The organism is Acidimicrobiales bacterium (genome assembly GCA_035316325.1).
GTDB lineage: Bacteria > Actinomycetota > Acidimicrobiia > Acidimicrobiales > VFJN01 > DASXTK01.
The window spans coordinates 1-26,700 of sequence record DATHJB010000072.1; the positions used below are offsets into that span (position 1 = coordinate 1).

The following is a 26,700-nucleotide window of genomic DNA, read 5'->3' on the forward strand; positions in this document are numbered from 1 at the left end:
GCCGAGCTGTTCATCAGCGTCGCCACCGCGCGCACCCACGTGAGCCGGGCGATGACCAAGCTCCACGCCCGCGACCGCGCCCAGCTCGTCGTCGCCGCCTACGAATCCCGGCTCGTCACACCCGGCCAGCCTCCACCCCGATCTCGGGGCCGCGCCGACACACGTTCCCGCTCCACCGAATAGCCGCGGGCGTCCGCCTCTGCTGGCCCGCGATCCCCGCGCCGGGGGCGCCCACCGTCCTGGTCAACGCGGCCGACGGTCGGCTCCTGGCCTTCCGCCCTCGACGGCTGCGGGGCCGCGCCCGACTGACGTGTCGCCCGGGTCGGGGTGATCGAGGGCGTCGAGGAAGCCGGCGACCGCGACAGCTGAGTGGTGGCGCCAGGTCGCGACGACGTCGGCCGTCGGTGGGGGGACTGCCAGGCGGTCGAAGAGCTCGGCGAAGGCATCGCGCTGCGCTCGGATCAGCCTGCGGGTGTCGACGTGCAGGAGGTCGGCGATCAGCAACTTGAGCAGGAACGCGTTGCGGACGTCGCGCAGGTGGGCGACGGGTGTGTCGAGCCATGCCTCGAGCGTGGCTCGGCCCCTCGGTGTTGGCTCGTAGATGGTGCGCGGTGGGCCGGCCACGCTGGGTTCGGTGCGGCACGGCTGGACGAGGCCGAGGGCTTCGAGGCGTTCGAGTGCCCGGTAGACGAGCTGGCGGGTGAGTCGCCAGGCGTCACCGATGGGGGTTCCCGGCTGGAGGGCGGCGGCGATGTCGTAGCCGTGGTGGGCGTCGTCGACCAGCACGCCGAGCACGGCCCACTCGTTGAGCGACAGCGTGGGGCGACGTTCCACCGCATGAGGTTGTCACGGCTGATCGCCTGTCGCCGCGCTGCTAGGGTCAGTGTGACTAAGGACGATGGAGCTCGATGCCGGCGACGACCCCATCTGGAGGACCCCGATGAAGTTCCGTGCAATGCGTCTCGTGGCCGCGGCCTGCGTCCCGGTGTTGTTGTTCGCCGCCTGCGGTGACGACGATGACGACGCCAGCAGTGACGAGGACAGCTCGTCGACCACCGAAGCCCCCGCCTCGACGTTGGAGGGCGACATCACGGTGTTCGCCGCCGCATCGCTGACCGACGCGTTCGACGAGGTCGGCGCAGCGTTCGAGGACGCCAACCCCGACGCGAGCGTCGACTTCAACTACGGCCCGTCCTCGGGGCTGCGGGAGCAGATCGTGGCCGGTGCCCCGGCCGACGTGTTCGCTTCGGCCAACACCTCCAACATGGACCAGATCGTCGAGGCCGGCGCCGCGGACGCCCCGCAGGACTTCGCCACCAACCTGCTCGAGATCGTCGTGCCCGCCGGCAACTCCGCGGGGGTCACCGGTCTGGCCGACTTCGCCAACGCGGACCTGTTGATCGGGCTGTGCGCCGAAGAGGTGCCCTGCGGCGACTTCGGTCGCGAAGCGCTGGCCAACGCGGAGGTCACCCCGTCGATCGACTCCAACGAGCCCGACGTCCGGGCCCTGCTCACCAAGATCGAGGCCGGCGAGCTCGACGCCGGCATCGTGTACGTCACCGACGTCCTCTCGGCCGGTGACGCCGTCGAGGGCATCGAGATCCCCGCGGACGACAACGTGACCGCCACCTATCCCTTGTCGACGCTGACCGACGCCGGCAACACCGAAGTGGCCGACGCGTTCGTCGAGTTCGTGCTCTCCGACGAAGGCCAGGAGATCCTCGCCTCCTACGGGTTCGACAGCCCGTGACCGAGCGGCGACCGGCCGCGAGGACAGGCGCCAGGCGAAGACGGGCGCGGCAACAGCGCTCTCCCTGGCTGATCGCTCCCCTCGCGGCCGTCGCCCTCGCCTACGTCGCGGTGCCGTTCGCGGCCCTGCTCCAGCGGGCACCGTGGACCAACCTCGGCGAGCTGGTCGGCCGCCCTGTCGTCACCGACGCGCTGCGCCTCAGCATCACCACCGCCTTCGCCGCCACCGCCATCGCCCTGCTCTTCGGCATCCCGCTCGCCTGGGCGCTCGCCCGCACGCAGTTCCCCGGACGATCCGCCGCCCGGGCCCTCGTCACCCTGCCCATGGTCCTGCCCCCCGTCGTGGGCGGCGCCGCCCTGCTCTTCGCCTTCGGTCGGCGGGGCCTGCTCGGAGGCCCGGTCTACGACTCCACCGGGTTCCTGCTCCCGTTCTCCACCTGGGGCGTCGTCGCCGCCAACACGTTCGTGGCCATGCCGTTCCTCGTGCTCACCGTCGAAGCCGGCCTGCGCGCCGCCGACCCCCGCTACGAAGACGCCGCCGCCGCCCTCGGCGCCAGCCGCTGGACGATCTTCCGGCGCGTCACCATCCCCCACGCCGCACCCTCGATCATCGCCGGCGCCGTGCTGTGCTGGGCCCGAGCCCTCGGCGAGTTCGGCGCCACCGTCACCTTCGCCGGCAACCTCCAGGGCCGCACCCAGACCATGCCCCTCGCCGTCTACCTCGCTCTCGAATCCGACCGCGACGCCGCCATCGCCCTGTCCCTCGTCCTCATCGCCGTGTCGCTCGCCGTGCTCCTCCCGCTCCGCGACCGCTGGCTCACCGCCTGAACCCCGAGCGACCCACCGTGCTCGACGCTGCCATCGACGTCCGCCTCGGCGACTTCCACCTCGACATCGCCCTGACCGTCGACGACGGCGAGACCGTCGCCCTGCTCGGGCCCAACGGCGCCGGCAAGACCACCGCCCTGCGCGCCCTCGCCGGCCTCCAACCCCTCGACGCCGGCCGCATCACGCTCGACGACATCGTCCTCGACGACCCCGCAACCGACACCTTCGTCCCCACCGCCGAACGCCCCATCGGCGTCGTCTTCCAGGACTACCTGCTCTTCCCCCGCATGACCGCCCTCGACAACGTCGCCTTCGGGCTCCGCTCCCGCGGCCACACCAGGACCAGCGCCCGCACCGACGCCCACGACTGGCTGGAGCGCTTCGGGCTCGCCGACCACGCCCACGCCAAACCCCGCACGCTCTCCGGCGGCCAGGCCCAACGCGTCGCCCTCGCCCGCGCCCTGGCCACCGACCCCCGCATGCTCCTCCTCGACGAACCCCTCGCCGCCCTCGACGCCAGCACCCGCCTCCAGATCCGCACCGAACTGCGCCGCCACCTCACCACCTTCGCCGGCGCCCGCCTCCTCGTCACCCACGACCCCCTCGACGCCCTCGTCCTCGCCAACCGCCTCGTCATCATCGAGAACGGCCACATCACGCAGACCGGCACCCCCGCCACCGTCACCGCCCGCCCCGCCTCCCGCTACATCGCCCAACTCGTCGGCATCAACCTCCTCCACGGCCACGCCACCAGCGACCACACCGTCCGCCTCGACAGCGGCGCCGACCTCACCGTCGCCGACGCCCTCCCCGGCCCGGGCGTCGCCATCGCCCTCGCCATCCGCCCCCAGGCCATCGCCCTGCACACCCACCAACCCGACGGCAGCCCCCGCAACACCTGGACCGCCACCATCACCGACCTCGAAGCCGACCGCGACCGCGTCCGCGTCACCCTCACCGGCGACATCCCCCTCACCGCCGAGATCACCCCCGCCGCCGTCGCCGACCTCGAGCTCGCTCCCGACACCCCCGTCTGGGCCACCGTCAAGGCCGTCGACATCACCGCCTACGAGCTCTGACACGCGACCGCGGCGACTCGGCCGCCGCCGGCTGACCGGAACCCCTTGTCGTGGCCTATCGATTAACGATAGGTTTACATCGTTGTCCGATCGAGGGAGACGTGATGGCAAGGCTGACGGTCCGTTGGCTGCGCGCTGTGCTCGTGGTGCTGCTCGCCGGCTCGGTGTTCGTGCAGACGTTGATGGTGGCGCTGCTGTTCATCGACCCGGAGGACGGGGGCGACCTCGCTGCGTACCAGCGCGCCTGGGCCGTCGTGATCACGGTCCTGGGTGTCGTGACGGTCCAGGTCGTCCTGGTCTGCGTGTGGCGGCTGGTGACGATGGTGGAGCGCGGAACGGTGTTCTCCCACGCCGCCTTCCGGTATGTGGACGTCGTGATCGGCGCGATCGTGGCGGCCGCCCTCCTGGTGTTCGCGTTCGCGGTCGTCCTGGTGCCGGGTGAGGCCGTCCCGCCCGGGGGGATCCTGCTGATGTGCGGGGCTGCGGTGGCTGTCCTGGGGGTCGCGCTCATCGTGCTCGTATTGCGGCTGCTGCTCGCCCAGGCCGTCGAGCGCGACGTCGAGGCGACGCAGATGCAGAACGAGCTGAACGAGGTGATCTGATTCCGATCGTCGTCGACATCGACGTGATGCTGGCCACGCGGAAGATGTCCGTGGGCGAGCTCGCGGACCGTGTCGGGATCACGCCCGCCAACCTGGCGGTGCTCAAGAACGGCCGCGCCAAGGCGGTGCGCTTCACCACGCTCGCCGCGCTCTGCGAGGCGCTCCAGTGCCAGCCAGGGGACCTGCTGCGCTGGGAGGCCTAGCCGACCGAAGGTCAGATCAGCCGTAGGCTCAGACGTTCTACGCCGATGTCCTGAGCTTCAGGAACGAGGTGGACGCACCAAGAGGGGACGTCGTGACAACGATCGTGATGACCGGCGGCAGTTCAGGGTTCGGAGCGATCGCCGTCCAGCAGCTCGCTAAGTCGTCCGGCAACCGGCTGATCCTGGGTGCGCGCTCACCCCTGGTCGACTCCGTCCGACTCGACCTGACGCAGCTGGACTCCGTGCGCGCCTTCGCCGGATCCGTGCGCGAGCGACTCGGCGACACCCGCATCGACGCGTTGCTGCTGAACGCCGGGACGGTCCTGCCCGACGACACCGGACGCACCGCCGACGGCTACGAGACGACCTTCGCCGTCAACCACCTCGCGCACTACCTCCTGGTGCGCCTGCTGATGCCGGCCCTGGCCGACGACGCCCGAATCGTGCTGACCACGAGCGGAACCCACGACCCCGCCACCGGCGCCGGCCTGGAAGTCCCGCGTCACGCCGACGCCGATCTACTCGCGCACCCCGACAGCGACCCGGACCGTCACACCCGACCGAAGAAGGCGGGCGAGCAGGCCTACACCGCATCCAAGCTGTGCAGCGTCCTCACCGCGCGTTCGCTCCACGTGCACCCGGACATCCACGACCGCCACATCACGGTGATCGCCTACGACCCAGGCCAGGTGTTCGGCACCGGCCTGGCACGCGACCTCGCGATCCACCTGCGCATCGCCTGGTCGGTGTTCGGCACGCCGCTGGGCGCCCCACTGAGAAGGCTCAACTCCACCCTGAACACACCCAAGGCCGCCGGACAGACGCTGGCGAAGCTCGCGCTCGGCACCATCACGCCCCCGGAAGGGCGGACCTACGCCGCCCTGCGCCGGGGACGACTCACCTGGCCCGACCCCTCCGCGCTCGCACGCGACGACGACCTCGCGACCGCGCTGTGGACCGACAGCGCACGACTCGTCGAACTGCCCGGCTGACACCGTTCCAGTCGATCGACAGCATCGACTCCGAAGGCATAAGGGGTGTCGGGCGGCGATCGCGGGCGAGGGGCCGAGGGCTACGCGCGCCGCCTCAGGCCGCGGAGAGAGCCTCGTCGCGTGCCCCGGCGGGAGGGACTGCGGGCCGCCGGGTGGGCTGGACCACGAAACGATCGAAGGTCTCGGCCTGCCAGCTGTCGCCCAGGCGGTCGATCGATGCCAGGGCGGCGGCAGGTGTGACCCCGTGCGCTCGGATCAGGCGGCGGTGAGCCAGGACCGTCGCTCGGGTGGCCGCCGGGTCGAGCTCGGGATGGAACTGGAGGCCCACGATCGTCGGTCCGATGGTGAAGGCCTGCACCGCCGTGTGGTCGTTGGAGAGGACGATCTCGCCGCCGAGCGCCGCCACGGCCGCCGGCTCGACGAGGTGGTGGTGGAGCTCGGAGACCACGATGGCCCCGGCGTCCCCGGCGGCCGGATCGGAGTCGGGTGGTCGCACCAGCGCCAGGCCGACCTCCAGTCCCCGCGGGTTGGGGCCGACGGCGCTCGGACCCGCCAACGTGGCGGCGATCAGCTGGGCCCCGAAGCAGATCCCCGTGACCGTGGCTTCGCCGGCGAGCGCGCGGGCCAGGACCGGTTCGAGGTCGAGGCGGGCCGACCGCACCCAACGCCGGCGTGAGGTCGCGGGCGTCGCGCCGCCGCTCAGCACGTGGACCGGCGCCGCAAGCTCATCCGGTGTCGGACGCCGGCGCGTCAGCGGGACGGTCGTCGCGGCGATGCCCGCCGCGGTCAGGCCGGCGGTGATGGCGTCGCCGTAGCCGCGGCGGCCGTACGGCGCTCCGTCGGCCTCCCAGACGACGACCTGCGGATGCCTTCCGTCGAGCGGTGTGCGCTCGACCCCGCTCCCGACCGCTGCCATCTCTGCTCCCGGACCAGCACCACGCATGTCACCTCGCTCTAGGTCGATTCGTCGGAGCGGCAGCTTCCGGCATCGTCGTTTCGGGGAGAGAGACCCTCGCGTGAACGCTCGATGTCGAGGATCAGTCCGAACCCTGACGGGAGGCCGCCGGTAGCCTGCGTGATCGACGGTGGTGCAACTGGAGGCAAGGCCGAGTGTGCGGGATCGCGGGTACGTGGGGTGCGGACGATCCGCAGATCGTGGCGACGATGCTGGATCGCCTCGCTCACCGGGGGCCCGACGCACAGGGGCTCTTCTCCGCTCCCGATCACCGGGGGACCCTGGGTCACCGGCGCCTGAGCATCGTCGACGTCGCCGGCGGTGACCAACCGCTCGTCCGCGACGCTCGCGCCCTCGTGGCGAACGGCGAGATCTACAACGCGCCGTCGCTCCGCCACGAGCTGGAGGACGACCGGACCTTCGCGACCCGCAGTGACAGCGAGGTCATCCTGCATCTCCTGGGCGAAGCCGACCCGTCGGCGATCGTTCGCTTGAACGGGATGTTCGCGTTCGCGCTGGCCAGAGACGGTGAGCTGATCCTCGGGCGGGACCCGATCGGCATCAAGCCCCTCTACACGGGACGTCACCAGGGCAGCCTCGTCTTCAGCAGCGAGCTACGGGCCCTCCCCGATGGCACGACCGACGTCGAGCCGTTCCCACCCGGGACGGTCTGGTCGAGCCGCACGGGCCGACATCGCTTCTACGAGATCCCCGAGCCCACCCCCGTCGACGGCGGACTGGCCGACCACGCCGAGCGGGTGCGCGACGCGCTCGAGACGGCGGTGGTCCGGCAGCTCATGAGCGACGTGCCCGTGGGCGCCTTCCTGTCGGGCGGCCTCGACAGCAGCGCGCTGGTGGCGCTGCTGCGCCCGCACGTCGACGAGTTGCACACGTTCTCCGTCGGGATGGCCGGCAGCCCCGATCTGGCCGCGGCCCGGCTCGTCGCCGAGCACCTCGACACCGTGCACCACGAGTACGTGCTCGACGCCCGCGAGATCCGTGACACGCTCCCCGAGATCGTCGCCGCGCTCGAGTCGTTCGACCAGGACCTCGTGCGCAGCGCGGTGCCGACGTACTTCACCGCGCGCCTCGCGGCCGAGCACGTCAAGGTCGTGCTGACCGGCGAGGGTGCCGACGAGCTGTTCGCCGGCTACCGCTACCACAAGGAGCTGGTCAGCGACGCGGCGCTCCAGGCCGACGCCCGCCGCTCGCTGGCGGAGTTGCACCACGCCAACCTGCAGCGCGTCGACCGCATCACCATGGTCCACGGCCTGGAGGCGCGGGTGCCGTTCCTCGACCTCGACGTGATCGAGACGGCCCTGTCGATCCCCGCCGCCCTCCGCCGGCCCGGTGAGGGAGCGCCCGAGAAGGCGGTGCTCCGCATGGCGGTCGACGGCCTGCTGCCGGCGTCGGTGGTCTGGCGGGACAAGGCGCAGTTCGACGAGGGCAGCGGCACGGCCGACCTGCTCCCACGGCTGACCGCCGGCGACCGGATCGACGTCGACCGGTACCGCGCCTCGTTCCCCGGCACACATCTCCGCTCGGCCGAGGAGTGCCTCTACCACCGGCTCCTCTGCGCATCGCTGTCCGACCCCGAGCCGGTCCTGGGCAACGTCGCCCGCTGGGCCGACCGGGGGTAGCGCCTGGGCCCTCGGCCCTCGGCGCCACTCCCCGGCCGGCGTCGGTCAGCTCCCGATCAGGTCCTTGATCTCGGAGATCGACGTGATGCCCAGCGCCTCGGCGTTCTCGTCGCTGACGGCGATGGCATAGGTGTTGTTGAACGGGGCCGGTTCCAGCCACGTCACCCCGTTGGCGGCGTCGGCATCCCGGACCGCCTCGTACTGCTCGACAGGATCGGCGATGGCCTCGGTGTTGTCGAGGTAGGTCACCCAGCCGGTGCCGAGGTACTCCCAGTAGAGGTCGACCTCGCCGGAGGTGAGCGCGTCGCGCACCGAGGTGCTGCCCACCAGCCCGATCTGGTCGTCGACGTCGGCGCCGGCACCTTCGAGGACGAGCTTGGTGATGTGACCGAGGATGAGCTGCTCGGTGAACTCCTTCGAGCTCACCGTCAGGGACGCGCCCGACAGGTCGACGTCTTCGGGGATGTCGGCGTCGTCGAGCCACGCCTGGGCGACGTCGGCCGGGTCCTCGCCGTCGACGTCCACCTGGGCGTTGAGGTCGATCATCGTCGCGTCGTCGAGCGCCTCGGAGACGGGCGCGAACAGCTCCTCGATGCCGGGGAACTCGTCGAGCACCTCGGTGCGCACGTTCAGCGAGCCGTTGTACGGCGGGAAGAACGCCTCGTCGTCCTCCAGCACGGTGAGGCCGAGAGCGCCGACCCGACCGTCGGTGGCGAAGATCGAGCCGAACGTGCAGTTGCCCTGGTCGACCTCGTTGTAGACGAGGCTGTCCTCGTCGAGGGCGGTCACGTCCGATGCGGGGAACTCGAAGCCGTAGGCCTCTTCGAGGCCGGGAAGGCCGTCGGGGCGGGTCGAGAACTCGCCGCCGACGCAGATCGAGGCGTCGGGGGTGTCTCCGCCGGAGCCTCCGTCGGAGGCGGCGTCATCGTCGTCGTCGCCGCAGGCAGCGGCGAACACCGCCAGTGCGGACATGACGACGAGAAGCCCCCTCAGGCTGCGTGTCTTCGTGGACATCAGGCTTCTTCTCCTTGTTGGCGGCTGTCGGAGCCTGGCTCAGAGACCCTTCGGTCGCAGGACGTCCTCGACGATTCCTGCGATCCAGTCGAGGGCCAGGGCAACGACCGCGGTGAGGATGCTGCCCGTGAGCAGCACCGGCGTGCGGTTCTGGACGTTTCCTTGGTTGATGATCCAACCCAGGCCCCCGGCGCCGATGAACGTGGCCAGAGCCGCCGTGCCGACGTTGATGACGAGAGCGGTGCGGATGCCGGCGAGCATCACCGGCACGGCCAGAGGCAGCTCGATGCGCGCCAGCACCCCCCTCGAGGTCAACCCCATGCCTCGCGCGGCTTCGATCAGCGACGGGTCGACCTGGTCGAGACCGACCATGGTGTTGCGCAGGACCGGAAGGGTGGCATAGAGGACGAGCGCGTAGATGGCCTGCTCGAAGCCGATGCCGACCGTGACCGCCAGCAGGACGAGGACGCCGATGGACGGCACGGCCTGGCCGATGTTGGCGATCCCGAGGAAGAGGGGGGTCACAGGGCGCGCCCAGGGCCGGGTCAACACGATGCCGAGCGGCACCGCGATCAGGATGACGAAGAAGGTCGACACCAGCGTGAGGTGGAGGTGCTCGATCAGCCGCTGCCGGATCATCGGGGCGTTGAGGCTGGCCACCTCGATGCGATCGAGCTCCTGGCCCTGCACGTAGACGTAGAGAGCGACGCAGATCCCGCCGAGCACCACGGGAGTGACGATCCATCGCCAGAGCCGGGACGGTCCGCCCAACTCGGCCAGCAACTCGTCCGCGCCCCGTCCGACACCGGGGGCGGCGATGTCGACGGTCGTCGTGGGGTCGGCCACTCAGCCCGCCTCGCCATCGGGGTCGACGCGAGCGGTCCCTGCACCGGCTGCGGCCCGGTCGCGGGTCCGCGCCGCGGTGCGCATCTCGTCGACGGCCTTCATGACCGTTTCCAGGTCGACGACACCCTGGTAGGCGCCGCGGCTGTCGGTGACGATCACGCAGCCCACCGTCGACGTGACCATCTCGTCGAGGGCGTCCCGCAGCGTGGCGTGCGGTTCGACCTGAGCGGTGGCCGGCAGGCCGATGCGCTCGACCGGTTCGGACGCGCGCGCCAGGTCGCGTCCGGTGACCCAGCGCTGCGGTCGGTTCTGGTCGTCGACCAGCAGCACCGACCCGTGGTTGCTGTCGGCCAGCATCTGGCGGAGGGTCGCCCGATCCTCGTCGACCGGGGCGACGGCCCACTGGCCGAGCTCGACGTCGCGGACCCGACTCAGGTTGAGGCGCTTGAGGGCGGCGCCCGAGCCGATGAAGTCCTCGACGAAGCCGTCGGCCGGCGCGGTCAGGATCGTCTCGGGCGTGTCGTACTGGGCGATGTGGGACTGCCGGGAGAGGATGGCGATGCGGTCACCCATCTTGATGGCCTCGTCGATGTCGTGGGTCACGAAGACGACGGTCTTCTGCGTGTCGGCCTGGATGCGCAGGAACTCGTTCTGGAGCCGGTCGCGGGTGATCGGATCGATCGCCCCGAACGGCTCGTCCATCAACATCACGGGCGGGTCACCGCCCAGGGCGCGCGCCACGCCGACCCGTTGGCGTTGACCGCCCGACAGCTCCTTCGGATAGCGCGAGCGGTACTCGGAGGGCTCCAGCCCGACCAGCTCCAGCAGCTCGTCGACCCGTTCGCCGACCCGATCGCGGCCCCAGCCGAGCAGCCCCGGCACCAGGCCGACGTTCTGGGCGATGGTCATGTGCGGGAACAGGCCGATCTGCTGGATCACGTACCCGATGCGCCGCCGGAGGTGGTCGGCGTTGGCGTGGGTGACGTCGTCGCCATCGAGGATGATGCGACCCGATGTCGGCTCGATGATGCGGTTGATCATCTTGAGGGTCGTCGTCTTCCCGCAGCCGGACGGCCCGACGAGGACCACCACCTCGCCGGTGGGGATGTCCATGCTGATGGCGTCCACCGCAGGTTCGGCCTGACCGGGGTACCGCTTGGTGAGCGACTCCAGGCGGATCATCACCTGCTGTTCGGGCACCGCTGCTGTCGCCTCCGTCTCGTCGATCATCGCAACCCCCTCGAGGTCGTCAGCCGGGCGATCACCAGGAACATGGTGTCCAAGGCGAGCGCGAGGATCACGACACCGAGCGTCCCGCTGAACGCCAGGTTGAACCCCCGCTGGGTGCCCGTGGCCCCGAGCCCCTGGAAGATCGGGCCGCCGAGGCCGGGACCGTTGACTTTCGCCGCGATCGCCGCGATCCCGACCGTGATCATCGTCGACACCCGGACACCCGTGACGATGACCGGCCAAGCCAGAGGCAGCTCGATGCGTCGCAGGCGCTGCCAGCGAGACAACCCCATCCCGAGCGCCGACTCCGTGATCGCCGGGTCGACCCCCCGCAGGCCCGTGATCGTGTTGCGCACGATCGGCAACAGCGCGTACATCACCAAGGCGACCACGGTCGGGCGGTAACCGAGGCCGAGGATGGGGATGAACAGCCCGAACAACGCGAACGAGGGGATCGTCACGAACGTCCCGGTGACCGTGAGCGCGACTCTGGCGGCCGAACGAACGCGGTAGGTCACCACGCCGAGGCCGACGCCGACCACCGTGGCCACGAGCATTGCCACCAGGACGACCTGAGCGTGCTCGAGGGTGAGGTCGAGCAGGTCGGACCAGTTGTCGCTGAGGTACGACGGCACCTCGCGGAGGTAGTCGAAGAAGTCCATGCCACTACGTGGTTAGCGAACTTACCCCCCGGACTCCTCGAGACGCGGGATGTGGCTCGCCGCTTCCGAGAGATCGATGATCTCGTCGATCGGCCGCTCGGCGACGTCCTCCGCCGGGCGCGAGAGGAAGACGTTCACGTGATAGGCACCCTCGGCCTCACGCCCAGCCGCCTCGATGCCCATCGCCTCGAGCTCCGTCAGGGCATAGTCGCGCTCGTCGTCGCCGGTGAAGCGCCGCTGGGGGAACGTCACCCCGTCGAGCTGCTCGGTGACGAGGCCCTGGGCCGCGAGGCGGTCGGCGATCGGCCCGAACGGCACGGTGCGCAGGCACAGGGACGCCACCCAGGGCAGGCGTTCGGAGGTCGCGCAGCTCAACACCCGCTCGAAGGTCCGTTCGGTGACGTAGCCGATGCCGCCCGTGACCGTGACGAGATCGGCGGCCCCGACCGCCGCGGCCAGGTCCGGCGACGGGTCGGTCAGCTCCAGGTTCGCGACGACGCCCTGGTCGAGCAGGCCCACCTCCACGGCATAGCCCACCGCGTTCGCGGCGGCGTCGAGCCCGATCACCTCGGGCGCGTCGTTCGACCGCACGCCGGCGTAGAACTCGCGGTCGAGCTCGGCCAGCTCGCCGGGCGACAGGTCCGCGACCTCGTCCGACCGGTAGCGCTCGTAGAGGTCGCTGAGCTCGAGGTCGTGTTTGAGCAGCGCGGCGTTGACTCCGTACGAACAGCAGAGGTCGACGATCGTGGGCTGCTCGACCGCGAGCTCTGCGATCACCTGACGGAAGACCTGCTGGCCGTAGTGAGGCACGGCGTAGTCGTAGGCCCCGAGCCATCGGTAGTAGCTCCGCGGGTCGGCCTGGTCGTAGATGTCGTCGAAGTTCGTCTTGGCCAGAACTGCTTCGGTGTCGGTGGTCTCCATCGTGATGCCTTTCGCTTGGTCATCCGCGGCGACCGGCACGAACCCATAGACATCGTTGCGACGCGCACCATCGGGAGACGGAGCTGGTCGCAACGAGTGCCAGTGCACACACGGCGGCCCGCTCTGACGTCATCGGCACGAACGGGTGGGCAATCGGGCCCACTGCGACCTTAGCTGCCGATCCATCCCAGGCGCCGTAGGGGGCGGAGGCCCATGTCCGATGTCGGTCTGAATCGGCTGACGGAACCACGTCCGTCCGCAGTCGTCAGCCCAGGCGGTTGATGAAGACCGTGACGGTGTGGCGCCCGTCGGACAACGCCACGTCGGGCTTGCCGTCGCCGTCGAAGTCCCGGCGGATGACGCCGCCGTGCTGTCCGTTCCAGCCCGTGGGAGCCGCCAGCGCGACGGTGGCCTTGATGCCGCCGGCACCGTCGCCCTCCATGAGCCAGGCCGAGCTCTTGCTCTCGTCGGCGGACTCGTAGGCCACCGTGACGACGTCGAGGTTGCCGTCGCCGTCGTAGTCGCCGGTGACGAGGTCGGTGTCGGTCTGGCCCCGGCCCGTCCGGGTCACGCCGGTGCCGAGCCCGCCGCCGGCCACGCCGAACCAGAAGGTGAGCGTCTCGGGCCCGCCGCGCTCGCGGGTGTCGGCCACGACGACGTCCATGCGACCGTCCTCGTTGAAGTCGCCGACACCCGGGCCGATGGCGCGGTTGCTGGCCCCGGCCGGCGTGGCGTAGCCCGTGGACGACGTGAAGCCGCCGGCGCCGTTGCCGTTCAGCACGGCGACCTGGCCGCGGCTGTCGGGGTCGCCCGGCCAGGAGCCCCAGCCGGCCACGATCAGGTCCAGCTTGCCGTCGCCGTTCATGTCGGCCATCTCCAGGCCCGTGTGGGCGAGGTGCTGGGACGTGAGCACCGGCGCCGTGCTGGCGCTGGTGACGGGGGCGCTGAACGAGTTGTTGCCCGTCCCCAGGTAGACCACGGCCGAGCTGGCCGCCCCGGACGCCGACTTGTAGAGGACGACGTCGGCGCGCCCGTCCTTGTTGGCGTCGGCCGTCATGATCGTGATGGCCCCGCTGCTGCCGGGCATCGGCGGCATCGAGGCGTGGATCTTGGGCTCGCCGAACGTGCCGTCGCCGTTCGAGAGCATCGTCTCCAGCCGGTAGGCCTCCGGCACCCCGTTCTCCGGGTCGCCGGCGAAGGAGACGAGGTTGACCATGTCCTGGCGGCCGTCGCGGTCGACGTCGGCCAGCACCATGTGGCTGAAGTCGTAGTGGCCCTCGACCGCGACCGGGGCGAAGTTGCCCGTGTGGTCGTTGGGCGCGTAGCCGTAGCTGTCGCCGCCACCGGTCATCAGGTCGACGTCGCCGTCACCGTCGATGTCGCCGCCGAAGATGCCGTCGCCGGCCATGTCGTAGGTCTGCGCCGCCGCCCCGAGGTCGTCGCAACCCACGAGCGCGACCAGCGCTGCGATCGACAGGACCGCGCCGCACCGCCGCGCGCCCCGCCCGAACCGAACCCGTCCCATGTCGTCTGGCTCCCCTGCTCCCGCACCGATGCCGGAACAGGTCGAACCTACTCCCATCCCGAGGGGTCGCGATCCGGCCGATCAGACGCAGCTGCCAGCGAGGTGTGGGCCGAAGCCGCAGGAAATGTGGGCGCGGTGCTATGGGGTGGCTATGGCTTGCGGGCGACGCCACCGTGGAAGGGGGTGTCGCCTCCGGGTTCGTCGGGGTCTGGGCGCCAGTCGTCGACGAGGACCAGGCCGGGTTCGACCAGTTCGAGGCCGTCGAAGAAGGGGGCGACGTCGATGTGGCTGCGCATGGTGAGCGTGTAGTTCGTCGTCGGGTTGTCCTCGACGGCCTCACCGAGCTTGGTCATCTCCTCGGACTCGCTGGCCAGATGCGAGATCACCAGGTAGCTGCCGGGGGGCACAGCCGCCATGTACGGGGGCACGATCCCGTAAGGGTTCGCGGTGTCGGGGAAGAGGTGCAGCATCGACACCAGCATCACGGCGATCGGTTCGCTGAGATCCAAGGTCGCCGCCGTCTGGGCCAGAACCGCCTCGTGGTCGCGTATGTCGTGCTTGAAGAACGTGGCGGCACCCTCGGGGGTGCTGGTCAGCAGTTGGTGGGCGTGCGCCAACACGATCGGGTCGTCGTCGACGTAGACGATCCTCGAGTCCGGCGCGACCTGCTGGGCGACCTCGTGCACGTTGTTCTCGGTCGGGATGCCCGCGCCAAGGTCCAGGAACTGGCGGACACCCGCCTCGGTGGCCAGGTAGCGCACAGCCCGGCCCAGGAACCGACGGTTGGCGCGCACGTAGCGCCGGGACGTCTCGACGCCACCCGCTCCCGCGGTGACGTGCACCGCGGCTTCACGGTCGACCGCGAAGTTGGTCGTCCCACCCAGCAGGTAGTCGTACACCCGGGCCACATGCGCCTCACCGGTGTCGATCTCCGCGAACTCAGCACCCGCCCGAGGCTCTGTCACGACGCCAGATCATAGGCCCGCCCCCGAGCCACGGCCGTCGGCTGATCTCACCACCCAACAGCGGTGAAACAGGCCCCGAAAGAAGCTGGTACCGGTCAGCTGGCAGCGCCGCCGGCGACCGCTCGGAGTGACAGACCGGCGGCCAAGCTCGTTCAGGGCACCAATTCCAGGATGCCGTCGTCGAGCGGGCCTGGGCTTGATCGCCGTCCGGGCGTTCCAGCGGGCGGAACTGTGCCGATGAGCTCTGCGCCCCCGAGCCGCTGTTATATACGGGTGATCGGGGACACCCAGAACTGGTGGCCGTGAAATGACTTTGGTCAGGTGGCTGCTCCTGTGAGGCTGGTGTGGTGTCGTCGGCTCGAGTTCGGACGTCCCGGAGACTGGGACGATGATGCGCCCTGACGCCGGTGACCCTGTCGCTTTGCTCATTCGGGCGGTCGACGACATCGCCCGACGGACACGGGGGCGGACCCCGGTCGGGTTGTCGCATGACGAAGCCGACGCCTCAGCTGGAAGCTTCCGTACTGACGATGCCATCGGGTTCGACCCGCTCCCCGTGTTGCGCGCCCTCGACACCCGAGGTGCGCCGGTCGTGGTCATGGGGCAAGTCGCTGGGATCATGCACGGCTCGAAGGAGCTGACCGGTGACCTTGATCTCCTTTGGAATGGTGACCCGGCGCTTTCGAGAGCTCTTGCCGACGCCTTCGGCTCGTTGGCGGCGCTGGTCTCCGACGGCGACGGAAAGAGCGTCCCTTGCACAGCCGCCGCGTTTCTTCTGCCGAAGGTGCTGTTCCGGACCACATCGGCCAGCGGCGACTGCTGCACGCCGCAGCTTCCATGGGGCGGTCTGGACATCCTGGGAATCATCGACAGGGCAGAAGTGGCGCACGCCGACGGCGGTCTGACGATCCGCTATGTCGCGAAGGCCGATCTGGTGGCAATGCGGCGAGTCGCTGGCCGCCCCAAGGACCGGCGTCGAGCTCAGGAACTCGCGGCTCTCTTGGACGACGGTGACGCCCCGTGACGTAGCCCACGATTGCCCACAGGGCCGACCTCCGGCGATCAGAGATAGGCGGAGCAGGGGAACCTGAAGCCGATCGATCGCGTGCGATGACGTCCTTCGGCGGGCTGAGGTCTTCGCAGCAACGGGTTGCTAGGCGTATGCCAGGTACTTGCCCGGGGCGTCGGGCACCTTCACCTCGAATCGACGTCGTAGGTCGGTGCCCTCGATCGTCGCTACTTGCTGATCGAACTGCTCACTCGTCACGATGACCGGAGCTTTGAAACTCCACTCCCGCTCGAACCACGTGATCAGCGAATCCAACAACGTGCGGTCTAGACCCTCGGGCAATCTTGACTTCCTCACCCAGAAGAAGACCGTCGCGTCGCAGTCCGACCACTGGCCAGCACCAATGGCGGCGACCTGCGCACCCGTGAACATCTTTGCGTCTGGCGGCAGTACATAGACACACCCGAGGCACTCGGTCTCACCGAGGTTCATCACGGTGTAGGTAAAGGCGTCGCCGTTGGCATGTCGCCGTTCGGCCTTCAGCAGGTCTTGTCTGTTGGCCTCGAACGTGAAGTCGTCCTCGGGCCACGTCGACTGCTCCCACCTGCGCAGGAACTCCCTGCTCTCCATCACCGCGTCGTAGTCGAGCTCGGCATCCGAAGCCAGCAGCGGCCTCAAGACAAACTCTCGGGTCTGCAACCCCACGGGAGCGCTGATCTCCATCTCGCTGAACACGAATGCGATCGTAAGCGGCACGTCCGGAGAGGTCATCGTGGGTATTCGGTAGGTGATGGCACCTTTGGGGTTTGTCACGCCACCCTTCGGACGAGCCTGCCGACGTCGATCTCTACCCCGGCGGTCCCGCGTCGACGACGTCGAGCGACATCTCGAGGGGGTCGAAGTAGATGAGCCCTTCCATCCACCACGTGGCCCCCGCCTCGGCCAGGCCGGCAAGGTCGACGGACGGGGTCTCCGGCCACGCGGCGCTGGCGTTCCCGCGCACCACGACGTCGAAGCGGCGCTGATCGTCCACGCCGGCACGACGCAGTTCGCGCACGAGGTCTGCCACCTCCTCCGGCGTTGCCTCGTGATCTGGCGGGTTGTGACAGATCCCGTCGCAGCTCGCGGCGCGAGCGAGCACGCTCGGAGCGCCGGTCGAGCTCGCCATCCAGATCGGCGGCCGGTACGGCGTCGCCTCCGACGCTGGCAGGTTCACCACGTGCGAGCCGCTGTGCACGTAAGGCGCGCCCGACCACATGGCCCGGATGACGTCGAGCCCTTCTGTGAGGAGCTGTTTCCGGTCGGACATCGCGGTCGCCTCGCCGAAGGACGAGAGGTCACCCGTCTCGTCGACGCCAAGGCCGACACCGAGGACGAGCCTGCCCCGTGACAGCTGGGCAACGGTCGCAGCCTGTCGAGCGACCACCCACGGCCGCCGACGAGGCAGAGGCGTCACCATCGGTCCCATGCGGATCGTGCTCGTGGCCTGCGCGATCGCAGCCAGTGTGGTCCACGTATCGGCGATCGGCGGGTGGTCGGTGAGGACGTGGTCCCAGAGGAACACCCCGTCCCACCCTGCCGCCTCTGCCCGCACGCCAAGCTCGACGAGCACCTCCGGGTCCCCCAACGGCCCCATCGGCGGGAGGTAGACGCCGAAGCGGAGAGCCGTGCCGTCGGCTCCTACGACCGAGGACCTCGCCGCAAGTCCAGCGCTGTGATCTGACCTGGACATAGGACCGGTCCCCTTCCTTCGTGCCGTCATGGCTCATGGTGCACCGTCAGGGGCGCGGCGGGCTCACTCCTCGAGCCAGACCTGGCTCCAGAAGGTGATGCCGGGGATGGCGCCGTCGCCGAGGGTTCCGCTGGGGAGCACCCAGCTCGGGACGCCTTTGACCCGCTGGTTGTAGGCGAAGAAGGCCAGGTCGCTCCCTGTCCAGTACACGGGCAGGTCCTCGGCGAGCAGCAACCCGAGCTCCTCGACCGCAGCGGCGCGCTGTTCGACGTCGTCGGTGGTGCGCAGCGTCTGGAGGGTCTCCTCGACGGTCTCGTTCGTGTAGTTGGTGAAGTTGGTGACGAACACCTCGGGGTCGCCGAGAGCGGCTTCGAGCACGGTGAGCGGGTCCTGCTCGGTGCCCGCCCGGAAGTTCATGGCCTGGTAGTCGCTGGTGAGGGCCTTCTGGATGAGCACCGACTGCTCGATGGGCTCGATGGTGACGTCGAAGCCGATCTCCTGCCAGAAGCCCTGGTAGGCGGTGGCCTGCTCCACCAGGCTGGGGACGTTGGTGGCGTGGTAGGTGAACGAGACCGGCGACCCCGGGGCCTGGCCGTCGGAGCGCTCGGGGTCGTCGACGTACTCGTCGTAGAGCTCCTGGGCCTGCTCGAGGTCCTGGGTGGGCCATGCCTCGGCGACGGCTTCGGAGTAGTAGGGGCTCTGGGTGGCGAAGAAGGCGCTGCGCAGTTCGGTCACCTCGGCGGCCTCGCCGGCCACGACGTCGACGACCGACTGCTGGTCGATGGCGTGGGCCAGCGCCTGGCGCACACGGACGTCGTCGGTGGGCGGAGCGGTCGTGTTGAACATCACGTTGCCGCCGCCGCTGCTGAGTCCGAGCGCGATCTCGACGTCGGGAAGGTCGCGGACGCGCGCCAGGAACGACGAGAGTCGCACGCTCTGGGCGGCGTCGATGTCGCCGCTGGACAACGAGGTGGCGCGGGTCTCCTCGTCGGGGATGGGCCGGAAGGTGACCTCGTCGAGGTACGGCATGCCCTCTTGCCAGTAGTCGTCGTTGCGCTCGACCACGAACGCGCCGTCGCGCTGCCAGCTCACGAACTCGAACGGCCCGGTGCCGACGGGCTGGTCGCCGAAGGCGTCGCCGAGCTCCGCGGCAGCGGTGGGTGAGAACGGCCAGCCGGACGGGCCGACGAGGATGTCGCCGAAGGCGGCGTTGGGCTGCGACAGCGAGTAGGTCACGGTCAGGTCGTCGACCACGGCCATCTCCTCGACGTCGCGGAGCGCGCCCTGGGTGTTGGCGCCGTCGACGGTGAGGTACTCGTCGAAGATCGTCTTGAGGGCCTCGGCGTCGAGCGGTGTGGCGTCGTGGAACAGCACGTCGGGGCGCAGCGTCAGGGTCCACTCGGTGAAGTCGTCGTTGGGCTCGAACGACTCGGCCAGGTAGGGCTCCAGCTCGTTGTCCTCGTTGCGCGTCATCAGCGGGTCGAAGACGGCGTAGGCCACGTTGAAGCCGGCCTGGCTGCCCGCCCAGATGCTGGGCAGGTAGCTGTTGGTCTCGCTCTCGAGGCCGACGGTGACGCTCCCGCCGGTGACGGGCTCGCTGTCGGCGGCCACCGGTCCGTCGACGATGTTCTCGCCGAACCCGCTGCCACCTCCGGCTCCGCCGCTGGGCCCGTCGTCGTCATCGCCACCGCACGCGGCTGCGGCACTGAGCAGCGTCGTGGCGGTGAGCACGGCGAGCAGCCGGACGCCCCGGCGGGCGCGGCGGTTGCGGTGCTGTCGTGTCATGTCTTCCCCCTCGGATACGGAAAGTGGCAGGCGACGAAGTGGTCCGCGCCGATCGATCGGGTCTGCGGCTCCTCCTCGGCGCAGCGCTGCTCGGCCCGTGGGCAGCGGGTGCGGAAGCGGCAGCCGGACGGCGGGTCCAGCGGTGACGGGAGCTCACCGCTGAGGCCGGGCTCGTCGGGCTCGTGCCCGGGTGTGGGGCGGGGGATGGAGGAGAGCAGCGCCCGGGTGTAGGGGTGGGCGGGTGCACCGTAGAGATCGTCCGCCGGGGCCAGCTCGCACAGCTTGCCCAGGTACATCACCGCCACCCGGTCGCTGATGTTCTTGACCACCGCCAGGTCGTGGGAGATGAACAGCATCGTCAGCTCGTAGCGGGACTTCATCGCCTCGAGCAGGTTCAGGATCTGGGCCTGGACCGAGACGTCGAGCGACGACACCGGCTCGTCGCAGATCACGATCTCGGGGTCGAGGACCAGTGAGCGGGCCAGGCAGATCCGCTGGCACTGCCCGCCGGAGAACTCGTGTGGGCGGCGATCGGCGACGACGGCCGGGTCCAGGCCCACGTCCTCGAGCACACGATCGACGCGGGCCGCGGTGTCGCCGTTGCGCTGCCAGATCCGCAGGCCTTCGGCGACGATGTCACGCACCTTGCGCCGCGGGTTCAGCGACGAGATCGGGTCCTGGAAGATCATCTGGACCTGGGTGCGGGTGCGGCGCAGCTCCTCACCGTGCAGCCGGGTCAGCTCGGTGTCGCGGAACCGCACCGAGCCGTCGGTGGGTGGAGGGAGCTGCATGATGGCTCGGGCCACGGTCGACTTGCCGCAGCCCGACTCGCCGACCAGGCCGAGCGTCTCGCCTCGGGCGATGTCGAGGCTGACGTCGGAGACGGCGTGGACACGGGCGCGTCGACCGGCGGGGAACTCGACGGTCAGGTGCTCGACGCGCAACACGATGTCGTCGCGGTCGCGCAGCTGCGCCGTGCCGGAGCCCGCCATCACACACCCACCTCCTCGACCCTGTCGTTGCCGGTCGTGACGGCGGTGCCCACGGGAAAGAAGCAGCGGTAGGCGTGCCCGTCGTCGTCCTCGACCAGCGGCGGGTCCTCGTCCCGGCAGCGGGCCTGCGCGTAGCGGCAGCGCGGCGCGAACCGGCAACCCCGCGGCAGGTCGACCGGGCTCGGCGGACGGCCGGGGATCACCTGCAGCACCGTGTGGCTGGGGTTCTCGATGCGCGGGATCGAGCCCATCAGCGCCTCGGTGTAGGGGTGGCGCATCTGCCCGAACAGCGTCGCCGTCGGCGCCCGTTCGACGACCTGCCCGGCGTACATCACGACGATCTCGTCGGTGCGGTTGGCGACCACCGCGAGGTCGTGGGTGACCAGGATCATGGCCATGTTGCGGTCCCGCTGCTGGGCCTGGAGCAGGTCGAGGATCTGGCGCTGCACGGTGACGTCCAGCGCGGTGGTCGGCTCGTCGGCGACGAGCAGGCTGGGCCCGCAGGCGAGGGCGATCGCCACCGTGACCCGTTGGCGCATGCCGCCGGAGAGCTGGTGCGGGTACTCCTGCAGGCGCCGCTCGGGGGCCTGCAGGCCCACCGAGGCGAGCAGCGCGACCGCTGTCTCCCGCGCCTCGTCGGCCGGCATGTGGAGGTGGTGGCGCAGTGACTCGGTGAGCTGGCGGCCGATCTTCACCACCGGGTTGAGCGACGTCATGGGGTCCTGGAACACCATGGCCAGCTCGCGTCCCCACAGCCGACCCATGGCCCGCACGCCGAGGCCCCTGATGTTCCGGCCGGCGAAGACGACCTCGCCGCCGGCCGGGATCACGGTCCGCCGGGGCAGCAGGTTCATGATCGAGCGGGCCAGCACGGTCTTGCCCGAGCCCGACTCGCCGACGACGCCGAGCGTGCGTCCCCGGTCGAGGCCGAACGACACGCCGTCGACGGCGCGGACCGTCCCCGCCGGCGTGTCGAACCAGGTGCGCAGGTCCTTCACGTCGAGGAGCGGCCCCTCGTGGTCCGACACGTCGACCCGGTCCCGGTCCCGGGCCCGAGCGCGGGACGAGCGGGACGAGAAGGGGTGCCGCACTCTCACAGCCGTGACTCCCGGACGTCGAAGCGGCTGCGGAGGACGTCGCCGACGAAGTTGACGGCGAGCACCGTGAGGAACATCACCAACGCGGGGATGAACGCCAGATGCGTGGTGGTCGAGAGGTGCTGGCGACCTTCGGCGATCATCGAGCCCCAGGTGGGGTCAGGTGCCTTCACGGACAGGCCGAGGAACGCCAGCGACCCCTCCAACACGATCACCACCCCGAGCGCCACCAGCCCGAAGGCGGCCACCGGCAGGGCGACGTTGGGCAGGATCTCGCCGAACATGATCCGGCGGTTGCTGGCGCCGAGGGCGCGGGCGGCGAGCACGTAGTCGCGCTGCGCGGCGGCCAGGGTGGTGGCCCGCGCCACCCGCGCGTAGACGGGCACCGACAGGAAGCCGACCACGAGCGTGATCGCCGTCAGGCTCTGGCCGACGAACGCCACCAGGCCGAGCAGCAGCACCAGCCCCGGGAAGGCGAGGACCACGTTGAGCGCCCACATCGTGACGCTCTCGAACCAGCCACGGAAGAAGCCGACCGCCAGCCCGATCGTGCCGCCGACGAGCATGCCGATCGACACCGCCGAGACGCTGATGATGAGCGACACGCGCGCCCCGAACGCCAGGCGGGCCAGGATGTCCCGCCCGAGCCCGTCGGTCCCGAGGACGTGGCCGTCGCTCAGCGGCGGGGCCAGCCGGTTGACGAGGTCCTGCTTGTCCGGGTCGCTCAGCGGCAGCCACGACGCGGTGAGCGCCACGAGCACGACGACCGCCAACCAGACCAGCGCCAGCCAGAAGACGACGCCGCGACCGCGGGAGCGTCGCTTGGAGCCCGCGGTCACGGTCAGCACGGCCGGGAGCGTCGGATCCAGGCCGTTGCCGCGCACCGCGTGCTCGGCAGCGGGCCCTTCCGGCGCACCGACGGGCAGGCTGTCGTCGACCGTCGCTGGTGTCACCACCGGCGGCGTCGTGGCTCGGGAGTCAGGCATGCGACGGGCTCCGCTGGCGGATCCGGGGATCCAGGACCGAGTAGAGGACGTCGACGACCCCGTTGGCGATGACGAAGCCGACGGTGATGACCAGCACCACGCCCTGCACCACCATCAGGTCCCGCCGGAAGATGGCATCGAAGAGCAGACGGCCCATCCCCGGCAGCGCGAAGAGCTGCTCCACGATCACCGCCCCGCCCAGCAGGTTGCCGATGGCCAACCCCGACACCGTGAGCAGCGAGAACGACGAGGGGCGCAGGGCGTGCCGGGTCAGGATCCGCCAGGTGGGCAGGCCCTTGGACCGCGCCAGCAGCACGTGGTCGTCCTGGAGCGTCGCGATCATGTCGGTGCGGAGCAGCCGGGTGAAGATCGCCACGTTGACCAGCGCCAGGGACAGGGCCGGCATGAACGCCGACCGCAGGTTCTCCACCGGGTCGTCGGTCAGGTAGGTCCAACCGGTGGCGGGGAACCAGTCCAGCTCGACGGCGAAGAGGTAGATCAGCAGCAGCGCCATCATGAAGCTCGGGACGGCGAGCATCCCGAAGGTCGCACCGGTGACCGACCGGTCGAGCAGCCCACCGGCCCGGTAGGCCGTCGCCATCCCCAGCGGGATCGAGATGACCAGGGCCAGCACCATGCTGAGGGCCATGATCTCGAGCGTCACCGGCAGCCGTTCGCGGATGGCGTCGGTCACGTCCTGCCGGGTGACGTACGACCGCCCGAGGTCACCCGTGAGCGCATCGCCGAGCCAGGCGCCGTAGCGCACCGGCAGCGGATCGTCGAGGCGGAGATCGGCGCGGACCGCGGCCACGGCCTCGGGGTTGTCCAGGTTGTCGGGCCCCAGGACCTGGCACTCGACGCAACCGGGGAGCAGGTTCAGCATCAGGAACGTCAGGCACGACACCGCCAGTAGCACCGGCACCAGCGACAACGCCTTCAACGCGATCAGCCGACCCACCGCTCACCCCGGTACCTTCCCGAGCAGCTCGGCCATGTTCCCGGCGTAGAAGCGATCCTTGTCGGACTCCCCGACCGTCGTCAGCGCCGCCTCGAACTTGGCCAACGGGTCGCGGCCACCCTCGGGGTGCGGGTAGTCGGTCGAGAACATGAACAGGTCGGCCCCGGCCTGCTCGATCATCCAACCCACCGGCTCGCCGCAGAACGGCGTGAACTTGAGATGCCGGTGCACGTACTCGGAGGGCCGCAGCTCCAGCCGTCGCAGGGGCTCCTCGGTGCGGCGGAAGGCGCGTTGCGCGTGATCGAGGTGGCGCATCCAGGACACCACCCAACCGGCGCCCTGCTCGATGCTGGCCCCCCGGAGACCGGGGAAGCGGTCGAAGATGCCGTCGAGGATCAGCGCGCCCAGGAACACCTCCGGTGAGTGGTGGATCGCCAGGTAGTCCTTCGAGCGGATGTTCTCGCCCCCACCGAGGTGGTCGGTCACCGGCGACCCGTTGTCGTGGAAGGCGGGGTCGAGCAGCCGCCCACCGCCCCCGACGTGCAGGACGAAGGGGACGTCCGCCTCCTCGAGCCGCGCCCAGAACGGGTCGAGGTCGGGGTGCGTCGGCGCCCGGTCGCCGGCGGCCGTCGATGGCACCTGGATCGTGGCGCAGCCGAGCCGCACGGCCTCGTCGGCCAGGTCGACGGCACGAGCGGGATCGGCGAGCGGCACGAAGGCAACGGGCAGCAGTCGCGCGTCGGCCGAGCAGAAGTCGGCGACCGCCCGGTTCATGGCCCGGCTCCCGCCGTAGAGCCGGTCGAGGTCGCGACCCACGAACATGGCCGCCGCGAACGTGGGGAACACCAGCTGGGCGTGGAAGCCCAGCAGGTCGAGGACCCGGCTGCGCTCCCCGGGGTCGAACGCGCCCATGGCCGACCACCCCTTGTCGAGCAGCAGGCGCTCCTCGGCCCGGGCCGCCTCGCCCTCGTCCGATCGGCGGGCGGCGGCCCGGTCCATGGCCTCCGTCACCACCGGCGCGAACGACGCCATCTCCCGCCCCCGCAGCCGCGACAGCAGCGCCGGCTCGATGTGCTCGTCCAGGAATCCGGGCAGCTCCATCAGATGGCTGTCGGCATCGAGGATGCGTCGGTCGCCCGCGTACGCCATGTGGCCCCCCTCCAAAGCGCGCTCAACCTGTACCTGGTGACATTCTGTCACTTATGTTGGTGACATAGTGTCACCTCATGGTCAGGACAGCAACCGCTACATCGAGCTCCGATGTGATCCCCCTCCCCGGCCACCGGCGTCTACGCGGTGAGGACCGGCGAGCCGCGCTGGTCGCCGCCGCCGCGCTCCTCCTGGCCGAGGACGGCATCGACGCGGTCACGATGGAGACCGTGGCCGCCCGGGCCGACGTCAGCCGGCCGCTCGTCTACAAGCACTTCGCCAACCGCCACGAGCTCCTCGCCGAGGTGTACCGCCAGAGCGCTACCCAGCTCGACACGGCCATCGTCGCCGCCGTCGATCAGGCCCAGAGCTTCGAGGCCAAGATCCGAGCCGTGATCCGAGCGTCGCTCGAGGCGGTGAGCACCCACGGCCCGATCTTCGATCCCCTGGTGCGCGCGGGTGCACGCGACGCCGGCTTCCGCAAGGAGCAACGCTCCCGCGACCAACGCACGGTGCGGTTCTTCGCCCGCCTCGCCATGGCCGAGTACCAGCTCGACAAGGCCGACGCCACCGCGGCCACCTCGATGCTGCTCACCGGCATCGAATCCATCCGCGCCCAGTGGCGCGCCCGCCCCACCCCCGAACGCCGCCAGTTCCTCGAAGACCTCTACGTCGACCTGGTCACCGGCGGACTCGCCAGCCTCGCCACCCGAAGAGATACCTGATCCGTACCGGATCGTCCGCTGTGGTCGTTGTTCACCGTGGGATCCTGCTGCGATGTTGCAGCTTCGGGTGGTGTCGCCGTCGCATCGCACGAACGCGGTGCTGGAGGCGTTGCGGGTGAGTCCGGCGACGTTCAACGTGAGCGTGTTCCGTGGCGCGGCGTTGGATCCTGTCGGTGACGTCGTGATGTGTGATGTCGCTCGTGAGGGTGCGAATGGCCTGGTCCTGGCGTTGCGTGAGTTGGGGCTCGATGAGGACGGCACGGTGGCGCTGTCGCGTGTCGATGTCCTGGTGAGCGCGGCGGGCGTGGAGGCGGAGGCTCGTGCCCCGGGGCACGCCGGCGACGCGGCGGTGTGGGAGGAGGTCGACGAGCGGGTGCGGGGCGAGTCGGCGCTCACCGCGAGCTTCCTGGCCTTCATGGTGATCGCCGCTCTGATCGCGGCGGTGGGGCTGGTGGAGGACGCTCCGATCCTGATCGTCGGGGCGATGGTCGTGGGACCGGAGTTCGGCCCGGTGGCCGGGCTGTCGGTGGGGCTCTTCAACCGGCGGGTGCCTCAGGTGCGCGCCTCGTCGGTGACGTTGGTCGTCGGCTTGGTGGTGGCGACCGCGGTGAGCTTTCTGGCGACCGCGGTGGCGGATGCGCTCGGGCTGGTGCCGGCCGAGTTCTCACCGAGCGTCCAGCCGTTGACCGGGTTCATCGTCGATCCGTCGGCGCTGTCGTTCGTGGTGGCGTTGCTGGCGGGTGTGGCGGGGACGTTGTCGCTGACCCAAGCGAAGGCGGGCGCGCTCATCGGCGTGCTGATCTCGGTGACGACCATCCCCGCGGTGGCGGCGATGGGGGTGTCGGGCGCGTTGGGCCGCTGGGACGACGCCTGGGGCGCGGCGGTGCAGCTCGGGTTGAACCTGGTGGCGTTGGTCCTGGCCGGGGTGGTGACTCTGTGGACCCAGCGGGAGGCGTGGGAGCGACTGTCGCAATGAGCCCAACCGGCTGCGCGACCGCCACACCCTCCGGCCCAGCCGGTAGGCGACCGGTCGCCGCCGAGCAGCGACAGGAGCGG

General features: G+C 70.2%; 28 protein-coding genes. 11 read left to right on the plus strand and 17 right to left on the minus strand.

The genetic code is table 11. The features are described 5' to 3' along the window. A partial coding sequence (locus VK611_09895; protein ID HMG41631.1) for a LuxR C-terminal-related transcriptional regulator occupies positions 1-183 on the plus strand: 183 nt, incomplete at its 5' end. Positions 184-243: 60 nt separating this feature from the next. On the opposite strand, the gene VK611_09900 is transcribed toward VK611_09895, so the two are convergent. After that, positions 244-834 carry a PadR family transcriptional regulator gene (locus tag VK611_09900; GenBank protein ID HMG41632.1) on the minus strand — a complete coding sequence of 197 codons (591 nt, stop codon included), beginning with the start codon at positions 832-834 and terminating at the stop codon, positions 244-246. Between the two features lie 106 nt (positions 835-940). Here VK611_09900 and modA point away from each other — a divergent pair, with 106 nt between their 5' ends. The 6 genes from modA (at position 941) to VK611_09930 (ending at position 5,453) form a co-directional block, all read left to right on the plus strand. Then, complete coding sequence (gene modA, locus VK611_09905) at positions 941-1,750, plus strand: molybdate ABC transporter substrate-binding protein (protein ID HMG41633.1); 810 nt, start codon at positions 941-943, stop codon at positions 1,748-1,750. A gap of 110 nt (positions 1,751-1,860) precedes the next feature. Continuing rightward, positions 1,861-2,577, plus strand: coding sequence for an ABC transporter permease (locus VK611_09910; GenBank protein HMG41634.1), 717 nt, complete (start codon positions 1,861-1,863; stop codon positions 2,575-2,577). Between the two features lie 17 nt (positions 2,578-2,594). After that, positions 2,595-3,656, plus strand: coding sequence for an ABC transporter ATP-binding protein (locus VK611_09915; protein HMG41635.1), 1,062 nt, complete (start codon positions 2,595-2,597; stop codon positions 3,654-3,656). A 104-nt stretch (positions 3,657-3,760) separates the two neighbouring features. Continuing rightward, complete coding sequence (locus VK611_09920; protein HMG41636.1) at positions 3,761-4,258, plus strand: DUF2975 domain-containing protein; 498 nt, start codon at positions 3,761-3,763, stop codon at positions 4,256-4,258. 26 nt (positions 4,259-4,284) lie between these two features. Further along, a complete protein-coding gene (locus tag VK611_09925) occupies positions 4,285-4,461 on the plus strand; it encodes a helix-turn-helix transcriptional regulator (protein ID HMG41637.1) in 177 nt (58 codons plus the stop codon). Positions 4,462-4,553: 92 nt separating this feature from the next. Further along, a complete protein-coding gene (locus VK611_09930; GenBank protein HMG41638.1) occupies positions 4,554-5,453 on the plus strand; it encodes an SDR family NAD(P)-dependent oxidoreductase in 900 nt (299 codons plus the stop codon). A 94-nt stretch (positions 5,454-5,547) separates the two neighbouring features. Here VK611_09930 and VK611_09935 read toward each other — a convergent pair whose 3' ends face one another. Then, positions 5,548-6,369 carry a hypothetical protein gene (locus VK611_09935; GenBank protein ID HMG41639.1) on the minus strand — a complete coding sequence of 274 codons (822 nt, stop codon included), beginning with the start codon at positions 6,367-6,369 and terminating at the stop codon, positions 5,548-5,550. Between the two features lie 248 nt (positions 6,370-6,617). On the opposite strand from VK611_09935, the gene asnB reads away from it, so the two are divergent. Continuing rightward, complete coding sequence (gene asnB / locus VK611_09940) at positions 6,618-8,048, plus strand: asparagine synthase (glutamine-hydrolyzing) (protein HMG41640.1); 1,431 nt, start codon at positions 6,618-6,620, stop codon at positions 8,046-8,048. Positions 8,049-8,093: 45 nt separating this feature from the next. Here asnB and VK611_09945 read toward each other — a convergent pair whose 3' ends face one another. The 7 genes from VK611_09945 to VK611_09975 form a co-directional block, all read right to left on the minus strand. Continuing rightward, positions 8,094-9,062 (minus strand): glycine betaine ABC transporter substrate-binding protein, encoded by a 969-nt coding sequence (locus VK611_09945; protein ID HMG41641.1) that lies wholly within the window; start codon positions 9,060-9,062, stop codon positions 8,094-8,096. A gap of 39 nt (positions 9,063-9,101) precedes the next feature. Then, positions 9,102-9,908 (minus strand): ABC transporter permease, encoded by an 807-nt coding sequence (locus tag VK611_09950; protein HMG41642.1) that lies wholly within the window; start codon positions 9,906-9,908, stop codon positions 9,102-9,104. Further along, positions 9,909-11,138 (minus strand): betaine/proline/choline family ABC transporter ATP-binding protein, encoded by a 1,230-nt coding sequence (locus VK611_09955; GenBank protein HMG41643.1) that lies wholly within the window; start codon positions 11,136-11,138, stop codon positions 9,909-9,911. Then, positions 11,135-11,800 (minus strand): ABC transporter permease, encoded by a 666-nt coding sequence (locus VK611_09960; GenBank protein ID HMG41644.1) that lies wholly within the window; start codon positions 11,798-11,800, stop codon positions 11,135-11,137. The genes VK611_09955 and VK611_09960 overlap by 4 nt, the downstream gene beginning before the upstream one ends. Positions 11,801-11,821: 21 nt before the next feature. Continuing rightward, positions 11,822-12,721, minus strand: coding sequence for a hypothetical protein (locus VK611_09965; protein ID HMG41645.1), 900 nt, complete (start codon positions 12,719-12,721; stop codon positions 11,822-11,824). A gap of 265 nt (positions 12,722-12,986) precedes the next feature. Continuing rightward, on the minus strand, positions 12,987-14,246 hold the full coding sequence (locus VK611_09970; protein ID HMG41646.1) for a VCBS repeat-containing protein: 1,260 nt from the start codon (positions 14,244-14,246) through the stop codon (positions 12,987-12,989). Between the two features lie 149 nt (positions 14,247-14,395). Continuing rightward, positions 14,396-15,211: an SAM-dependent methyltransferase gene (locus VK611_09975; protein HMG41647.1), complete on the minus strand. Its 816-nt coding sequence runs from the start codon at positions 15,209-15,211 to the stop codon at positions 14,396-14,398. A gap of 388 nt (positions 15,212-15,599) precedes the next feature. Here VK611_09975 and VK611_09980 point away from each other — a divergent pair, with 388 nt between their 5' ends. Then, positions 15,600-16,235 carry a hypothetical protein gene (locus tag VK611_09980; protein HMG41648.1) on the plus strand — a complete coding sequence of 212 codons (636 nt, stop codon included), beginning with the start codon at positions 15,600-15,602 and terminating at the stop codon, positions 16,233-16,235. A gap of 129 nt (positions 16,236-16,364) precedes the next feature. Here the strand turns inward: VK611_09980 and VK611_09985 are convergent, their stop codons facing one another. The 8 genes from VK611_09985 to VK611_10020 form a co-directional block, all read right to left on the minus strand. Further along, positions 16,365-16,955: a hypothetical protein gene (locus tag VK611_09985; protein HMG41649.1), complete on the minus strand. Its 591-nt coding sequence runs from the start codon at positions 16,953-16,955 to the stop codon at positions 16,365-16,367. Positions 16,956-17,067: 112 nt separating this feature from the next. Next, entirely contained in the window at positions 17,068-17,832 is a 765-nt protein-coding gene (locus tag VK611_09990) for an LLM class flavin-dependent oxidoreductase (GenBank protein ID HMG41650.1), read from the minus strand. Between the two features lie 183 nt (positions 17,833-18,015). Next, on the minus strand, positions 18,016-19,737 hold the full coding sequence (locus tag VK611_09995) for an ABC transporter substrate-binding protein (protein ID HMG41651.1): 1,722 nt from the start codon (positions 19,735-19,737) through the stop codon (positions 18,016-18,018). Continuing rightward, the gene (locus tag VK611_10000) at positions 19,734-20,729 is read right to left on the minus strand and encodes an oligopeptide/dipeptide ABC transporter ATP-binding protein (GenBank protein HMG41652.1); all 996 of its coding nucleotides are present in this window, start codon (positions 20,727-20,729) and stop codon (positions 19,734-19,736) included. Before VK611_10000 ends, VK611_09995 begins: the two co-directional genes overlap by 4 nt. Then, positions 20,729-21,757: an ABC transporter ATP-binding protein gene (locus VK611_10005; protein ID HMG41653.1), complete on the minus strand. Its 1,029-nt coding sequence runs from the start codon at positions 21,755-21,757 to the stop codon at positions 20,729-20,731. The genes VK611_10000 and VK611_10005 overlap by 1 nt, the downstream gene beginning before the upstream one ends. A gap of 65 nt (positions 21,758-21,822) precedes the next feature. Further along, positions 21,823-22,812 carry an ABC transporter permease gene (locus VK611_10010; protein ID HMG41654.1) on the minus strand — a complete coding sequence of 330 codons (990 nt, stop codon included), beginning with the start codon at positions 22,810-22,812 and terminating at the stop codon, positions 21,823-21,825. Continuing rightward, complete coding sequence (locus tag VK611_10015) at positions 22,805-23,770, minus strand: ABC transporter permease (protein ID HMG41655.1); 966 nt, start codon at positions 23,768-23,770, stop codon at positions 22,805-22,807. Before VK611_10015 ends, VK611_10010 begins: the two co-directional genes overlap by 8 nt. Before the next feature lie 3 nt (positions 23,771-23,773). Beyond that, a complete protein-coding gene (locus VK611_10020; protein ID HMG41656.1) occupies positions 23,774-24,919 on the minus strand; it encodes an amidohydrolase family protein in 1,146 nt (381 codons plus the stop codon). A 77-nt stretch (positions 24,920-24,996) separates the two neighbouring features. On the opposite strand from VK611_10020, the gene VK611_10025 reads away from it, so the two are divergent. Further along, a complete protein-coding gene (locus VK611_10025; protein ID HMG41657.1) occupies positions 24,997-25,644 on the plus strand; it encodes a TetR/AcrR family transcriptional regulator in 648 nt (215 codons plus the stop codon). 52 nt (positions 25,645-25,696) lie between these two features. Further along, the gene (locus VK611_10030) at positions 25,697-26,620 is read left to right on the plus strand and encodes a DUF389 domain-containing protein (GenBank protein ID HMG41658.1); all 924 of its coding nucleotides are present in this window, start codon (positions 25,697-25,699) and stop codon (positions 26,618-26,620) included. Positions 26,621-26,700: the final 80 nt, after the last annotated feature.

Bases quoted from the DNA above. Each gene is read 5' to 3' on its own strand.
- modA (HMG41633.1), top strand. From the start codon at position 941: ATGAAGTTCCGTGCAATGCGTCTCGTGGCCGCGGCCTGCGTCCCGGTG.
- VK611_09920 (HMG41636.1), top strand. From the start codon at position 3,761: ATGGCAAGGCTGACGGTCCGTTGGCTGCGCGCTGTGCTCGTGGTGCTG.
- VK611_09925 (HMG41637.1), top strand. From the start codon at position 4,285: ATGCTGGCCACGCGGAAGATGTCCGTGGGCGAGCTCGCGGACCGTGTC.
- VK611_09935 (HMG41639.1), bottom strand. From the start codon at position 6,369: ATGGCAGCGGTCGGGAGCGGGGTCGAGCGCACACCGCTCGACGGAAGG.
- asnB (HMG41640.1), top strand. From the start codon at position 6,618: ATGCTGGATCGCCTCGCTCACCGGGGGCCCGACGCACAGGGGCTCTTC.
- VK611_09945 (HMG41641.1), bottom strand. From the start codon at position 9,062: ATGTCCACGAAGACACGCAGCCTGAGGGGGCTTCTCGTCGTCATGTCC.
- VK611_09955 (HMG41643.1), bottom strand. From the start codon at position 11,138: ATGATCGACGAGACGGAGGCGACAGCAGCGGTGCCCGAACAGCAGGTG.
- VK611_09960 (HMG41644.1), bottom strand. From the start codon at position 11,800: ATGGACTTCTTCGACTACCTCCGCGAGGTGCCGTCGTACCTCAGCGAC.
- VK611_09965 (HMG41645.1), bottom strand. From the start codon at position 12,721: ATGGAGACCACCGACACCGAAGCAGTTCTGGCCAAGACGAACTTCGAC.
- VK611_09970 (HMG41646.1), bottom strand. From the start codon at position 14,246: ATGGGACGGGTTCGGTTCGGGCGGGGCGCGCGGCGGTGCGGCGCGGTC.
- VK611_09980 (HMG41648.1), top strand. From the start codon at position 15,600: ATGATGCGCCCTGACGCCGGTGACCCTGTCGCTTTGCTCATTCGGGCG.
- VK611_09995 (HMG41651.1), bottom strand. From the start codon at position 19,737: ATGACACGACAGCACCGCAACCGCCGCGCCCGCCGGGGCGTCCGGCTG.
- VK611_10000 (HMG41652.1), bottom strand. From the start codon at position 20,729: ATGGCGGGCTCCGGCACGGCGCAGCTGCGCGACCGCGACGACATCGTG.
- VK611_10010 (HMG41654.1), bottom strand. From the start codon at position 22,812: ATGCCTGACTCCCGAGCCACGACGCCGCCGGTGGTGACACCAGCGACG.
- VK611_10020 (HMG41656.1), bottom strand. From the start codon at position 24,919: ATGGCGTACGCGGGCGACCGACGCATCCTCGATGCCGACAGCCATCTG.
- VK611_10025 (HMG41657.1), top strand. From the start codon at position 24,997: ATGGTCAGGACAGCAACCGCTACATCGAGCTCCGATGTGATCCCCCTC.
- VK611_10030 (HMG41658.1), top strand. From the start codon at position 25,697: ATGTTGCAGCTTCGGGTGGTGTCGCCGTCGCATCGCACGAACGCGGTG.